The 14779-nt window shown below is 49.6% G+C and carries 15 protein-coding genes; 9 read left to right on the plus strand and 6 right to left on the minus strand.

The features are described from left to right. Positions 1-80 precede the first annotated feature (80 nt). Positions 81-1214 carry an IscS subfamily cysteine desulfurase gene (locus DFR62_RS11440; protein WP_338324986.1) on the minus strand — a complete coding sequence of 378 codons (1134 nt, stop codon included), beginning with the start codon at positions 1212-1214 and terminating at the stop codon, positions 81-83. 99 nt (positions 1215-1313) lie between these two features. Here DFR62_RS11440 and nadB point away from each other — a divergent pair, with 99 nt between their 5' ends. The 4 genes from nadB to DFR62_RS11460 all read left to right on the plus strand — a co-directional run bounded on the left by nadB (position 1314) and on the right by DFR62_RS11460 (position 6155). Continuing rightward, complete coding sequence (nadB, locus tag DFR62_RS11445) at positions 1314-2870, plus strand: L-aspartate oxidase (protein ID WP_121300500.1); 1557 nt, start codon at positions 1314-1316, stop codon at positions 2868-2870. After that, on the plus strand, positions 2867-3721 hold the full coding sequence (nadC, locus tag DFR62_RS11450; RefSeq protein WP_121300501.1) for a carboxylating nicotinate-nucleotide diphosphorylase: 855 nt from the start codon (positions 2867-2869) through the stop codon (positions 3719-3721). The genes nadB and nadC overlap by 4 nt, the downstream gene beginning before the upstream one ends. Further along, positions 3718-4812, plus strand: coding sequence for a quinolinate synthase NadA (gene nadA / locus DFR62_RS11455; RefSeq protein ID WP_121300502.1), 1095 nt, complete (start codon positions 3718-3720; stop codon positions 4810-4812). Before nadC ends, nadA begins: the two co-directional genes overlap by 4 nt. A gap of 179 nt (positions 4813-4991) precedes the next feature. Beyond that, on the plus strand, positions 4992-6155 hold the full coding sequence (locus tag DFR62_RS11460; protein ID WP_421958187.1) for an iron-containing alcohol dehydrogenase: 1164 nt from the start codon (positions 4992-4994) through the stop codon (positions 6153-6155). Positions 6156-6564: 409 nt separating this feature from the next. Here DFR62_RS11460 and DFR62_RS11470 read toward each other — a convergent pair whose 3' ends face one another. Next, positions 6565-7593 (minus strand): NADP-dependent oxidoreductase, encoded by a 1029-nt coding sequence (locus DFR62_RS11470; RefSeq protein WP_121300505.1) that lies wholly within the window; start codon positions 7591-7593, stop codon positions 6565-6567. A 157-nt stretch (positions 7594-7750) separates the two neighbouring features. Between DFR62_RS11470 and DFR62_RS11475 the strand changes: the two genes are divergently transcribed. After that, positions 7751-8878, plus strand: coding sequence for an NADH-dependent flavin oxidoreductase (locus DFR62_RS11475; RefSeq protein ID WP_121300506.1), 1128 nt, complete (start codon positions 7751-7753; stop codon positions 8876-8878). A 117-nt stretch (positions 8879-8995) separates the two neighbouring features. Continuing rightward, entirely contained in the window at positions 8996-9640 is a 645-nt protein-coding gene (locus DFR62_RS11480; RefSeq protein ID WP_158290807.1) for a DUF1643 domain-containing protein, read from the plus strand. A 67-nt stretch (positions 9641-9707) separates the two neighbouring features. Here the strand turns inward: DFR62_RS11480 and DFR62_RS11485 are convergent, their stop codons facing one another. Beyond that, positions 9708-10388 (minus strand): GIY-YIG nuclease family protein, encoded by a 681-nt coding sequence (locus DFR62_RS11485; protein ID WP_121300508.1) that lies wholly within the window; start codon positions 10386-10388, stop codon positions 9708-9710. Positions 10389-10580: 192 nt separating this feature from the next. On the opposite strand from DFR62_RS11485, the gene DFR62_RS11490 reads away from it, so the two are divergent. From DFR62_RS11490 to nhaC, 3 genes are all read left to right on the plus strand, one after another. Continuing rightward, the gene (locus DFR62_RS11490) at positions 10581-10934 is read left to right on the plus strand and encodes a helix-turn-helix domain-containing protein (protein WP_121300509.1); all 354 of its coding nucleotides are present in this window, start codon (positions 10581-10583) and stop codon (positions 10932-10934) included. A gap of 90 nt (positions 10935-11024) precedes the next feature. After that, the gene (locus tag DFR62_RS11495) at positions 11025-11552 is read left to right on the plus strand and encodes a DinB family protein (RefSeq protein WP_121300510.1); all 528 of its coding nucleotides are present in this window, start codon (positions 11025-11027) and stop codon (positions 11550-11552) included. 320 nt (positions 11553-11872) lie between these two features. Next, positions 11873-13267 (plus strand): Na+/H+ antiporter NhaC, encoded by a 1395-nt coding sequence (gene nhaC, locus DFR62_RS11500; RefSeq protein WP_121300511.1) that lies wholly within the window; start codon positions 11873-11875, stop codon positions 13265-13267. Positions 13268-13339: 72 nt separating this feature from the next. Here the strand turns inward: nhaC and DFR62_RS11505 are convergent, their stop codons facing one another. The 3 genes from DFR62_RS11505 to DFR62_RS11515 form a co-directional block, all read right to left on the minus strand. Then, positions 13340-13765: a hypothetical protein gene (locus DFR62_RS11505; RefSeq protein ID WP_121300512.1), complete on the minus strand. Its 426-nt coding sequence runs from the start codon at positions 13763-13765 to the stop codon at positions 13340-13342. An 80-nt stretch (positions 13766-13845) separates the two neighbouring features. Further along, a complete protein-coding gene (locus DFR62_RS11510; protein ID WP_121300513.1) occupies positions 13846-14055 on the minus strand; it encodes a helix-turn-helix domain-containing protein in 210 nt (69 codons plus the stop codon). Positions 14056-14064: 9 nt separating this feature from the next. Next, on the minus strand, positions 14065-14544 hold the full coding sequence (locus DFR62_RS11515; RefSeq protein ID WP_121300514.1) for a DUF2975 domain-containing protein: 480 nt from the start codon (positions 14542-14544) through the stop codon (positions 14065-14067). Positions 14545-14779 lie beyond the last annotated feature (235 nt).

The raw sequence follows: 14779 nt of genomic DNA on the forward strand, positions 1-14779 counted from the left end.
TATAACGAAAGATGTTTTTTGTCAATTAAGTTGTCAGAAAAATTTAGGCGAAAAAAAAGAAGCCGCTGGAATCGCGGCTTTCAAGAGGAAGGGGTGAATTCGGCCAATGACTTTTCAACGACTCGGATAAACTCATCGATATCCCGTGTGCTGATTGCTTGATGAAAGGAAATACGGACAAATTTTCGCGCCGTATCAGGTTCTGTTCCCATCGCAAGCATCGCGGACATCGCTTCGCCATAGCCGATTTTGCAGGCAGTGCCGGTGGAGATAGCGATCTGCGCGCGGTTGCAATCGAGCATCATCCATTGCCCTTCGACATGGGGCAGGATCAAGCCTTGGATAAATGGGGATTTCGTGGCGATATCGCCTGTTGCAATCACGCCATCGGGCAAATGTTCGAGTAGGTAATCTTGAAGAGATCGCGCATGGTCGTAGCTTTGAGGCTGTTCAATCACTGCGTGCTTTGCAGCGATGGTTGCGGAGACAATACCCGGAACATCAATTGTTCCCGCGCGGAATCCGTTTTGATGCGTCGTGCCCTCGTACACCGATTGCCAATGGATGGACGGATCTAGATAGGCGATGCCGACGCCTTTAGGACCGCCGATTTTATGCGCTGAACAAACAGCGGAAGCGACGCCCCATGATCCGATGTCGACGGGCAGTTTCCCGAATCCCTGGACGATATCCGAGTGAAGCGGCACGCCGAAACGCTTGGCAATTTGCGTGCATTCTTTGACCGGCTGCACTGCGCCCATTTCAGAATTGACCAGCTGCATAATGACAAGAGCCGTCTCTTCATCCACGGCCTGTTCGAAGGCTGTCATATCCACTTGGCCAAAGCGGTCGACGTCGATGTAATCGATCGTGTAGCCATTCTTTTCGAGTTCATGCAAAACTGAAAGTACGGAAGCATGCTCAAGTTTAGTGGAGATGATCTGCCGGCAAGCTGTGGGCCTTCCGTTCAGCAGCGAGCGGATGGCGAGCTGGTTCGCTTCGGAAGCGTTGCCGGTGAAATAAATGCCGTCGGGCCGGACGTTCAGGAATTCTGCCCATAACTTGCGGCATGAAACGAAGTAGTCTGCAGCAGCGGATCCAGCGTCGTGTAGGCTTTGCGTGTTGCCGAATGCTTTTTCCGCTGCTTCTGCGTAGGCGGCAACCGCTTCTTTTCTCATCGGTGCGGTTGCAGCTGAGTCCAGATAAATCATCATCTCTCATCAAATTCCTTCCTTGAATGGACTTTCTTCTTGTAATCACTCTATCTTTATGTCATTAATGGTGTCAAGACACTTGTAAAGAAGGTGTAAAGTTTGTTTGATGTTTGCATTATCGGAGGAGGCGCCGCCGGGCTGATGCTTGCCCGTTCGCTTCCCGATTCGTATTCCATTGCATTGCTGACGAAAGAACACGCAGCCACGGGAAATACTACGCTCGCACAAGGCGGCATTGCCGCGAGCATCAGCATAGATGACCGTCCGGATTCCCATGCCTCGGACACCATGCTCGCTTCAGCCCATCACGCAGATGTCGAGCGGGTCGATATTTTAGTCCATGAAGGAGCCGAAATCATAGCGAACTTGATTGCCCAAGGCTTGCCGTTTGATGTGGATCGCCACGGTAATCCGTCTCTAGGGATGGAAGGAGCGCATAGCACAAGGCGCATCTTGCATGCAGGAGGCGACCAAACCGGGAAAATGCTGATGCAATTTTTGATCGAAGAGACTGCAAAGAAAATAACCCGCTTGCCATTCCATCAAGCTTTGGAACTGATCACCGAACAAGGGCGCTGTACCGGTGTCCTCGTCTCCGATTCTTCCGGTAAGCGCTCGGTCGTCCGTGCCCGCCGCGTCGTGCTTGCGACTGGCGGCATCGGCCAATTATACAGCCAGACATCGAACTCCTCCGTCGCAACGGGCGATGGGTTGTCGCTCGCTTATCACGCGGGTGCTGTGCTGGAAGATGTCGAGTTTGTCCAATTTCATCCGACTGTCCTGACAATAGGCGAACAGTCTTGCGGGCTGATCTCGGAAGCGGTTCGCGGGGAAGGTGCTTGGCTGGTGGACAGGGATGGCAAGCGCATCATGGACGGCATCCATCCGCTTATGGAACTCGCACCGCGTGATGTCGTCGCGAGGGCAATCGAATGGCATTGGCAACAGAATGGGCCTGTGTATCTTGATGCCAGGCAACTGGCTGATTTCAATCAACATTTTCCATCAATCCATCAAAATTGCTGCAGTCACGGAATCGATCCTTGTCGTGAGCTGTTGCCGGTGCGTCCTGGAGCCCATTTTCATATGGGTGGGGTGAAGACGGACAGCTTTGGCGCAACTTCGGTAGAGGGGCTTTTTGCCATCGGCGAAGTGGCATCGACCGGCGTGCATGGTGCGAACCGGCTGGCGAGCAATTCTTTATTGGAAGGGCTGGTGTTCGGTCATCGGCTGGCTGAACGGATAACTGGAGAGCTGGAGCAACAGGAAACCAAATGGCAACTGCCTCTAGCGTCATTTGAAAGAACATTTGCCACTTTCGAAGCGGATGATGAAAATGAACTGAAAAACGAAATGACGCGTGCAGTAGGAATATTGAGAGATCCTGGACAGTTGAAACGGTTTCTCGAGGTGCATCCGCTGCGCTCGTATACACTTCGAAACCATCCCGATGAACTGATTGCACAGATTCATCGAAGCACGGCAAGCAGCCTCATTGCCACGGCTGCTCTGTTACGCGAAGAAAGCAGGGGCGGCCATTACCGGATCGATATCCCGCAAGCGCAAGAGCAGTGGAGCGGAAAAGTCATCGAGTTATCGAAACAGGGTGCAAGTATAGTTGAGCGTAAAATTCATTCCAAGGAGACAGTGCTATGAACCGTTTGAAAGCAGAACAAGCGTTAAAGCAATTTTTAATCGAAGATATCGGAGACCGCGATGTGTCATCCGTCTTGTTTACCGATAGCGATGCCGGGGAGGCGATCGTCCGCATGAAGCAAGAGGGCATCATCGCTGGGCTCGAATGTTACGTTTGGGGATATGGCATTCTTGATGCCTCGGTCACGGTCGAGCTCTTGAAAGGTGACGGGGACCGGGTTCAGGCAGGGGATGCAGTCGTCAAACTGACGGGGCCGGTTGCCTCGCTGCTTGCCGGGGAACGTGTATTGCTGAACCTGGTCCAGCGTATGAGTGCAGTCGCGACATTGACCGCGAACTGTGTCGACGCGCTAGGCTCTTCACATACGCGCATCGTCGATACCCGCAAGACGACACCGGGACTGCGCATGTTTGAAAAATACGCTGTCCGCGCAGGCGGCGGCTTCAATCACCGAAATGGATTGTATGATGCAGTCATGCTAAAAGACAATCACATCGCGGCAGCCGGTTCGATTACCGGAGCGGTGAAAAAAGTACGTGCGGCCCTTGGCCATATGACGATGATTGAAGTCGAAGTGGAAACGGAAGCTCAATTGCATGAAGCGATTGAGGCACGCCCCGATACCATCATGTTCGACAACCAGACACCTGAGACGATGCGGCGTTGGGCGCAGATCGTGCCGGAGTCCATCCGCACGGAAGCGTCAGGCGGCATCGATCTCGAGAAGCTGGCGCATTATCGTGATACCGGCGTCGATGTCATCTCCATCGGTGCCTTGACACATAGCGTATCGAATCTTGACATGAGCATGAATCTTTCCATATCCCCTAAGGAGGTACTTACAACATGACTTCTTTGCTTGAAGAACTGCAAATGGCAGATGCAATGCCAAAATCCTATTTAACCGCGTCGACTGAAGAATTGCACAAACGGGCGAAACAGGCGCGTGAGACGCTTGGTGACCGGCTTTATATCCTCGGCCATCATTACCAGAAAGACGAGGTGATCGAGTATGCCGATGTGACAGGCGATTCGCTGCAATTGTCGCAAATCGCAGGGAGGCAGACAGCGGATTACATCTTGTTCTGCGGCGTCCATTTCATGGCGGAGACGGCAGATATTTTGACCGAACCGCACCAGGCGGTTATTTTGCCGGATATGCGGGCGGGCTGTTCGATGGCGGATATGGCGAATATCGACCAGACGGAACGGGCCTGGGAAGAACTGCAGGCGCTTTTCGGTGACACCATCGTCCCGCTGACGTACGTCAACTCGACCGCGGCCATCAAAGCGTTTGTCGGGCGGAACGGCGGAGCTACCGTGACCTCCTCGAATGCTGAAGAAATGGTCGAATGGGCCTTGTCCCAAAAGCAGCGCATGCTGTTCTTGCCCGACCAGCATTTAGGGCGCAATACTGCAGTGAAGCTTGGCATTCCGCTCGAACACATGGCGGTGTGGGATCCGATCAAGCAAAAACTTGAACTCGATTGTACAGTAGAAGACGTGCAAGTGATTCTCTGGAAAGGGCATTGCTCGGTACATATGAACTTTTTGCCGAAACACGTCGACAATTTGCGCCTTAAAGAGCCAGACCGCAACATCCTCGTGCATCCGGAATGTACGTATGAAGTCGTTAGCGCCTCTGATTTTGCGGGCTCCACGAAATACATCATCGATATGATCGAAGCGTCCGAACCGGGATCCAAATGGGCGATCGGCACGGAAATGAATCTCGTCAACCGGCTTATCAAGGATTACCCGGACCGCGACATTGTTTCCTTGAATCCTTTTATGTGCCCATGCCTGACGATGAATCGTATCGATTTGCCGCATTTTACGTGGATCTTGGAAGAACTGGTGGAAGGACGTGTCCTCAACCGTATCCAAGTGGATGAGAAAACGGCGAGTGAAGCGAAGATGGCTTTAGCGAAGATGCTATAGGAAGAAAACCCGCTGTCCTGGAAATGGGCAGCGGGTTTTATACGCTTTTAGTAGATTGAATTTTAAGACATTTATAATTACAATTGAGTGGCGAGAAAATAAAATGATCTGCGATAACTAATTCCGGTATCGTAAAAGACCGAAATGGAGTGGATGACGTGTCGAGCAAACTTACATTCATGCCGATCAGCTATACCGGCTGGGGCGCATTGGAGCATTTAACGAGCGAAGCGGATCGCCTGAACGCCAGCAATATCCTCATCGTCACCGACCCGTTTTTGGAAGAGCTGGGGATGACGAAAAAAATCGTCGAACCACTCGAAGCAAAAGGGTGGAAGACGAGCATCTATACGGAAGTCGTGCCGGAACCGCCGCTCGAAGTCGGTGAAAAATTGGTTGCTTATACGAAAGAAAATAAATTCGACTTGGTCATTGGCCTTGGCGGCGGCAGTGCCTTGGACCTGGCGAAATTAGCAGGCGTCCTGGCGACCCATGAAGGGAAAGTGGCCGACTACCTGAATTTGACGGGTGAACGGGCGCTAGTCGATAAGGGCATCCCAAAAATCTTGATTCCGACGACGTCCGGGACCGGCTCTGAAGTGACCAATATTGCCGTGTTGTCATTGGAGTCCACGAAAGATGTCGTGACGCATGATTACTTATTGCCCGATGTGGCGATTGTCGACCCGGAATTGACCATTTCCTTGCCGCCGAAAGTGACAGCGGCTACAGGCATAGATGCGTTGACACATGCAGTGGAGGCGTATGTTTCGAAAAACGCCAACCCGGTAACAGACGGCCTGGCGTTGCAGGCAATCCGCTTGATCAGCGGGTCGATCCGCACGGCAGTAAAAGACGGGGAAAACAAAGAAGCGCGCACGAATATGAGCTACGGCAGTTATTTGGCAGGGTTGGCCTTTTTCAATGCCGGCGTTGCCGGTGTGCACGCCTTGGCATATCCGCTTGGCGGCCAGTTCCATATCTCGCACGGTGAATCCAATGCAGTCTTGCTTCCGTACGTCATGGGCTATATCCGTCCTAGCTGTGAGAAGAGAATGAAGGAGATCGTCGAGGCGATGGGCGTTAACATCACACAAATGGATAACCAACAAGCTTCCTATACATGCGTAGAGGAGTTGAAAAAACTCGTTGCCGACGTGAATATTCCCGTGTCGCTGAAAGGCTTCGATATTGGGGAAGACGCCTTGGACAGCTTGGCGGACGATGGCATCAAGCAAACAAGAATCTTGGCGAGAAGCCCGATGCCGCTGGAGAGAGAAGATATTTACGCAATCTACCATGCCGCCTATTCAGGAGAAGTCGCTGAAAAGAAAACGGTGTGATATGAAAAAGTTAGGAAGCTTTACTTGAAAAGAAGGGTTCATAGTACAAAAGAATTCTTCAAGTATGAGATATGAATCTCTGCTTATGTCAGTGAAGTGGAAGCCGGCGACTCCTAAGGGAGCAGTGACGCAGCAAAGCGAAGGAGCGACACGAGCCGAAGACCCTGCAAGCGAATGAACGAAGTCATTCGTTTGCGAAGCTCGAACTTTGTGAGAGTTGAGCAGGAGGTTTTTAGCGTCAGCGACTGTGCCCTGGCAGCTGGCAGCGCGACGTCCTGTCGCGCCAGCTGCATGACCCACATCCTGTGGGCCCGAAAGCGTCCGGCTGGAACGAAACATAAAAAGCTGAAGCAGGAACCCATTCAGGTTCCCGCTTCAGCTTTTGTGTTTCTATAGAAGAAAGTGAGATTTACAGTTTAGCGAACTCAGGGTCAGCGACTTTCACCAATTGCTTGCCGAGGTTGCTGCCTTCGAATAGGCCAAGGAATGCTTCCGGTGTTTTCTCAAAGCCTTCTACGATTGTTTCTTCGTATTTCAGCTTGCCTTCTTGCAGCCATTTGCCGAGATCTTGTGCGCCGGTTTTGAAATCATGCGCGTAATCGCCGAGCGTGAAGCCTTTCATCATCGAGCTCGTCGTGATGAATTTCCACTGGATGCGTGGGCCGATATCTCCTTCTGGGTTGTTATATGCAGAGATGGCGCCGCACAAGACGACGCGTGCGTTGCGGTTGATTTCAAAAATGACCGCGTCCGATACTTCGCCGCCGACATTGTCGAAATAGACGTCAACGCCGTTCGGGATGGCTTTTTTGAATGCTTCTTTGAAGTTATCGTCTTTATAGTTCACAGCTGCGTCGAATCCAAGTTCGTTGATCAGGTAGTCGATCTTATCCTGTGAACCGGCGATGCCGACGACGTGTGCGCCTTTCAGTTTGGCGATCTGCCCGACGACTGAACCGACAGCTCCTGCTGCGCCTGAGACGACGACCGTTTCGCCTTGTTGCGGCTTGCCGATATCGAGCAGGCCGAAGTAGGCTGTTAGGCCAGTCAAGCCGAGTATCCCGAGACGAGTCGTGATCGGTGCAATGGATGGATCGACTTTTTGCACTGATTTCGCATCCGCCACATTATACTGTGCCCAGTCCAATGTGCCAGTAACGATATCGCCTTGTTTGAAATCATCGGAATTCGATTCGATAACTTCCGCCAGCACGCCGCCAGTAATGGCTTTGTTCAATTCGAACGGTGCCACATAGGATTTCTGGTCTTTCATGCGACCGCGCATATACAGGTCGACAGAAAGGTATAAAGTTTTCAGCAATAATTCATTCGTGCCGATTGTCGGGATGTCTTTTTCGACAAAATTAAAGTCGCTGTCAGTCGGTGTGCCTTCAGGGCGGTTCGCCAATTGGATTTCTTTGTATGTGTTTGGTGTCATATGAATTCCTCCTTGGAATAAGTTTGCATAGAAGAGCGTACCACTCCCAAAGAAAGGAAGTAAAATTTCCAGCTCGCCAAGCTCGTATTGTTGTAGTTGTCCTAAGGCTATGATATTTTAATATAACTAACTTTAATTCAAAGGAAGAGGTAATTAAATGAATCCGCAATACAAACCATTATTCGAAGAAATTACGTTGCCAAACGGCGTTGTTCTATCTGACCGTTTAGGCGTCGCACCGATGACGACCTATTCAGGAAATCCAGATGGCACTGTCTCAGATGGCGAACTTTCGTATTACCAGCGCCGCGCAGGACTCGGCAGCCTATTCGTCTCTGCCTGCATCGCAGTTTCGGAAAACGGCATCGCCTTCCCGAACCAATTTGTCGCATTCAAAGATGACGTCATGCCGCGCTTAAAGCAACTCGCGACTGAAATGAAATCACAAGGCAGCAAAGCCATCCTGCAAATGCAGCACGGCGGTCGCCAAGGCCAGCCGGATTTGATCCAAGCGGGCGAAACGGTCGCACCGAGCGCCATCGCAGAATCTGCGGACAAGCCGACACCGCGCGCTTTGACAGGAGAAGAAATCACCGACATCATCCGCGATTTCGGTGAAACGACTCGCCGCGCAATCGAAGCCGGATTTGACGGTGTGGAAATCCACGGTGCCAATACGTACTTGATCCAGCAATTCGTCTCAGCTACTTACAACCAGCGTGAAGACGAGTGGGGCGGCAGCCTAGAGAATCGTTTGAAGTTCGGATTAGCGGTCTTGGATGAAGTGAAACAAGTAGCTGCAAAACATGCAGACGACAGCTTCATCATCGGCTACCGTTTGTCACCGGAAGAAAACAATGCAGAATCTGTCGGTTATACGATCAAAGAAACGCAACAATTGGTTGAGCGTTTGATCGAAGGCGGCATCCATTATATCCACGTGTCGCTGATGGAATTCAAAAAAGCACCGCGCGGCATGGAAGATGGGGATAGCATCGTCCAAATCCTGTCTAAACAAATCGATGGCCGCGTCGCATTTGTTGTAGTCGGCGGCGTGACGCAGCCTGAACACGCGGTAGCCGCACTTGAAGAAGGAGCGGACATCATCGTCATGGGCCGTCAAGCACTGGTCGACCCGGAATGGACCGAGAAAGTGAAGCAAGGAAACGAAGCAGACATCAACGAAACGATCCCTCAAGAACTGGTCGGCAAACTCGACATCCCGGAAACGATGTGGAACGCCATCACTTCTTATGGCATGGTCAAAGTTGACGCGAAAGTATAAAGAACAGCAAGCTCCCAAGCCGGATATGGCTTGGGAGCTTTTTGGTCTAAGGGAAAACACGGATCTTTTATATTTGATAGACTAAAAATGAAGAATACGTATACGAGGAGTGATTATGTGTCGCTGATTCCAGCTGAGCACTTGAAGCAAATCTTTTCGGTCGAGGCAAAGTTTTATCATGCCGAAATAGAGAACGAACAGATTCTCATGCGCCGCGAGGCACGTATCAGGCGAAATGGCGTCTTTACCACGCGAGCAGATGCGGTGATCATCATGATCAACCCGTCCAATTGTGCGCAAGCTGGCGAAACTTTAAATAGCCCCCGGGACGCGGAGTGGATCCCCACCAAACCGAATCCGACGCAATACCAGTTGATGAACTTGATGGAGCGGCAAGAATGGAATTTGATCACGCTCATCAATTTATCGGATATTTGCGAAGGGAACATCGGGAACTTCAAAATCATTGAAAACAAGTTCAATAGAATGGGGATGTCCCACTCGCTATTTCAAGAAGACAATGCGCAAGAGCGTCGAGCTTTACTGGCGTCCGCAGATCATCTCATTTTTGCCTGGGGCTCATCGACTGTCGCCAAAAGGCTCGCTGCACAGTTCGGCTTGTTCCAAGAGGGCAGCCCAGAAAAGTCGTATGCACACGCGAAAGCATGGGTGGCAGCTGATAATGGTTTCCCGCGCCACCCGAAACCCGCGACGGTTGCGGACCGGGTTATCTGGTTAGATAAGATGGAAGCTTTGCTTTAGTAGACACTTAGAATAGGAAGATAAAATCAAAAGGCGTCTTCATTTGAAGGCGCCTTTTTACTGTCCATTATTTTTCTTTCAGCACTCCAGCCGACACCAAATTATTCAATGCACCTTGGTTTTTAAAGCGGAAATAGCCGCTCATACGGTTCAAGTCTTTATGGGTCAGCTGAGAAAAATCAACAGCCAGTTCATAACGGTCTTCAAGCTTGGTGAGCAGGGTTTTAGCAAATTCGGCTTGTTTTGGAGTTAATGGCTTTTCGTCTTTATTGATTGCGGCTGAAGAAGAAATCACTGTGGCTTGAGTGGTTGAAATGGTCTGTTGGATCGCTGCAGGGTAGTCGCCGGCTTTCAGCCATGCCACATCATCCTGGTTCAAAGAGAACCATTCACCCTCAAGCCGCTTATCGTTAAAATGCTTATGGAAGGCGGATTTTGTTTGATGGTGGTTGCCGGATTTGATCAAATGGATCAATTTGTTTTCAAAAGGCAGCTTCACAACGAAAAGGTTCATATAGCGTTCCACATGCTTGGTTTTGCCGATTTTAAAAGAGCCATTCATATGCTCTTGCACAAAATAGACATAGCCTGGTGCTTCTCCAGGAATTTCAGGGGATTCCATCACTTGCTTTAGGGCGGCTTGATTTGGTTCATATAAATATACTTTTGATGCCGGAGCCGGAGGAAGATCGATCGTTTCTTCTTTGATAGGCGTGGATAACCATTTGTTCAACAAGTTTTTTAGCATAAGTCAACTTCCTATCTATAATTATTTCCAAATTTATATGATATTGTGATTATAACTTAATTGCTATTATGTTACTATTTAATTATAAAATACAGACGTTATTTGTGGGGCATTTATTCTTGTGAAGAAAGTTGTGACTTCAATGCTCCAGTGGATAAAGCACTTAAAACGATGTTGAGAGGAAGCAAATCTATGCCAAAACTAGCTGAAAACCTAAAGGCACTCAGACTGCAGAATAAACTATCGATGCAAGTGGTTGCGGATCACTTGAAAATTGCGCGTGCAACTTATAGCAATCTTGAAACAGGGAAAGGTGAACCAAACCTCAAATTGCTGGTGAAAATGGCGGACTTGTACAATGTGTCGCTCGATGAACTCGCGGGCAGGCAGTTTACGCCGAATGGTGTTGCGATTGACCGGGTTAGGATGAAGACGGAGATGGATAGAGAAATCAATAGCATGGTGAAGCAGATTGCCAATGAATTCATCCAAAGCAAAGAAGCGGATATCGTGAAACGGATCAAAAAGAAGTTCAGCTTGGCGTAGTATTTTTATAGAGGAAAGACAGAAACAGACTGGACAATCCAGTCTTTTTCATTGCCTATGAAGGCTTACAAGCTAAAAGGAGGCGACAGGATGGACTACCGAATCACAGAACAAACGGGATTCTCACCGAAGATCGGTGAGCTTATGTCGATGCTCGATTATACGCGCGCGGTTACATTGGCGAATGTGGAAGGCTTATCGACTGAAGAGCTTGATTATTTGGCTGACGGGCATGCAAATTCGATTGGGGCGCTCTTGATGCATATAGCGGCAATTGAATTTGTCCACCAGGTCATCGCATTCGAAAACCGTGACTTGACGGAGCGGGAGCTCGATCAATGGCTCGTCCCGCTTGAACTGGGGGACAGGGCAAGAAATGAAATTCGCGACCAGCCGCTTGATTATTACTTGGCTGAATTAAAAAAGGTCCGGGACCACACACTGTCACTTATGGAAAATGTCGACGACAGCTGGTTATACGAAGAAGGTCAGTATGATAACGGAGTCGTCTATAATAAGTATTTTCTCTGGTTTCATGTCGTGGAAGATGAAACGAGCCACCGGGGGCAGATCCGAATCCTCAAACGGATGCTGGAGAAGCAAAATCAACGAAAATGATATTTTAATGTCCAACCGCAACAAGCCGCTTGACTTCTCCCGGGGAGATGCTAAGATTTAAGGCAATTGCAAAAAGCAACGACTAATATTGAATGATGAATGAGTAGGCTCATTGCGCGCAGCACAAAGAGACTGGACGGTCGGTGGAAGTCCAGGCAGCAATCGGGGTGAATTACGCCATCTGTAGTTTCAACGGTCAATTGAGTGGATGTTCTGGAGTGGAACATCAACTAGGGTGGTAACGCGGAGAAAACCTTCGTCCCTTTTTTAGGGATGAGTGGTTTTCTTTTTTTATTTTCACAATACAGGAGGAACTGGACATGTTTCATATTAAAGCGATTTTATCACCGGGTACAAAAGAAGCGGCAGCCCTCGTCGCACTGGTCGTCGCGATCATCAGCGTCAGCATCATCGGATTCGAAGCGGCTCCGCATGTGCCGATCTTACTGGCGATCTTATTGTTGATGTGCTACGGGCTGGCTAAAAAATTATCGTACCGCGAACTGGAGCGGGGCTTGATCGAAGGCGCGGGCGCAGGAATGGGCGCCGTATTTTTGTTCTTCTTCATCGGCATTCTTATCAGCAGTTGGATGATGAGCGGGACGATCCCGACCTTGATCTATGCCGGGTTCAGCCTGGTGACGCCTGTGTTTTTCTTTGCAGTGGTCTTTATCGTCACGGCGATCATCGGGCTGTCTGTCGGCAGTTCCTTGACGACAGTGGCGACGGTAGGTGTTGCTTTGATCGGTATCGCCGGAGCGCTGGATTTGTCGCTGGCGATCACGGCAGGCGCAATCGTTTCGGGTGCCTTTTTTGGGGACAAGATGTCGCCGTTATCGGATACGACCAACTTGGCTGCTTCCATTGTCGGTGTCGATCTCTTCGAACACATCCGCAATATGGGATGGACAACGATTCCTGCCTTTGTCCTGACGCTGATCTTCTTCGGTCTGTTATCGCCGTCGGTTACCTTGGACCATACAGAAGACATCGCCTTGTTCAAGGAAGGCTTGCTTGAGACGGGGTTGATTCATTGGTACGCCATGGCGCCGCTCGTCGTCTTGATCGCCTTGACGGTATTCAAAGTACCCGCGGTTTTGACTTTGGCTGCTAGTTCAGCGGTAGCGCTTGTCGTTTCCTTGTTCCACCAGAGCCTGCAAGCCTCGTCGATGCTTGGCATCCTGTTCGGCGGCTACGAATCATCGACCGGCATTGACGAAATCGATGCACTGCTTTCACGGGGCGGCATGGAAAGCATGTTCTTCACCATCGCTTTAGTGCTCCTCGCACTCAGCATGGGCGGATTATTATTCAAACTCGGCATCATTCAAAGTTTGCTGGCGAAAATCGAAAGCCTGCTGAAAAAAGTGTCATCTGTCATCGTCGCATCCGCCTTGACGGCGATCGGCACGAACATCCTCGTCGGGGAACAATACTTATCGATCTTGCTGACGGGACAAGCGTTCAGTGAATCGTACGGAAAAGTCGGACTGGCCGGAAAGAACTTGAGCCGCGTCATGGAAGATGCTGGGACGGTCGTCAATCCGCTCGTGCCGTGGAGCGTCTGCGGGATTTTCATCGCGTCGGTGTTGGATGTTTCTACATTGGAGTATTTACCGTTTGCATTCTTCTGCTTGCTGTCGCCTCTTTTGACGGTGTTGCTTGGGGTGAGCGGGAAAACCTTGACGTATATTGAAAAATCTCCAGTAAAGTGAATGCTAAGCAAGCCAAAAGGGCTGTCGCCAAGTCATCTTCATGATCTTAGCGACAGCCCTTTTTCTATATTTCTACTGGTTAAGGATTCCCTTCCTAGCCTGGGAATCGGTTTTGTGCTTGCTGAAAACGCCGTACAAGCCGAGTGCTATTTGGATGAAACTGAGGAAGAAAAAGAACACGAGCGGCAAATACCAGTCGCCCAGCAATACAATCGGCAACGCCGCGCTCAGCGATAACAGGATTCCTAAACTAATAGTAGCGACAAAACATGTCCGCGTTTTCTTAGTGAATCCGCAAACTGCTGCCACAGCGTTTCCGATTCCAAAGACAACCATTCCATAAATAGCTAAAGCAGGCCAACTAGTAAAAGGCATGACGCCGACCCACTCGGGCGGGAACTCCACGAACATCCCCATGAACGGCAGCATGGAAATGCCCATAAAAAACGCGCCTAACGACATGGCTAGATTAAATGCAGCGACCAGTTTTGTCAGCAAGATCTTTTCCTCCCTTGGTTTCGAAGAATGAGCAAGATGCTCTGAAATTTACTGTTTTCAAAAAGCGAAGGAAGTCAGGACTATTCTTCCTCCTGGTATTCCAATACATCGCCTGGCTGGCAGTCGAGCACTTTGCAGATGGCTTCAAGCGTCGAGAAACGGATTGCTTTCGCTTTGCCGTTTTTCAGGATGGACAGATTGGGCATGGTGACGCCGACTTTTTCGGATAGCTCGGTCATGCTCATTTTGCGCTTAGCGAGCATGACATCGAGATTTATGACGATTGGCATTAGATCACCTCAGACCGTAAGATCATTTTCTGATTTGATGTCGATGGCGTGCGTCAGCAGTTTCTGCAAAACAGCTGCAAAAACGGCGATGACGAATGCGGCGAAACCGATGCCAGCGCCCATCAAGATGAGGCCTGGCGCATCGTCGATTTCTGCGATCATGTAAAACAGCGGCATCGCGAGAAAATAGATGCCCGTGATCGCAAGGGCACACAGCTTGATGTTTTTGATTGCCTTCACTGAGCGCACAGAAAAGGCGGTGTTGTCATCGATGAAACTCAATAATTTAAACGTCTGGTACAGCGCCAGGAAATAAGCGACCGCGGTTGCGTAGAGCATGAAGATAAAGACATACTGCAGAAATGCCAGCTGGTCCGGCCCGTCCTGGATAATGCTCGAAAGTGGCAGCACCACGAAGATGCATAACGCGATGACCGGCAGCGCCATGAGGAACAGCACCACTTTTAAAAACAAAGTCTCCCGTTTCATAAAACACACCTCTTTGCTTGTTAATAATTAAAGTATAGCGATTTATTTATCGTTTATCAATAAATAATTGTCGTTTAGCGATATTACAATTTTGAAAGGGAAGGATGTGTAGCTGTGTTTTTAATCAGTTTCTAACAAGTTGTGCTTGTTGATTAAAGAAAATCATCTTAATTGTAAATTCTCTAGTCTTTTATTATCAGAATATTGAAATATTTATTGAAGAAGAGTACACTGA

The sequence above is a fragment of the Planococcus citreus genome, from assembly GCF_003664125.1.
Classification (GTDB): domain Bacteria; phylum Bacillota; class Bacilli; order Bacillales_A; family Planococcaceae; genus Planococcus; species Planococcus citreus.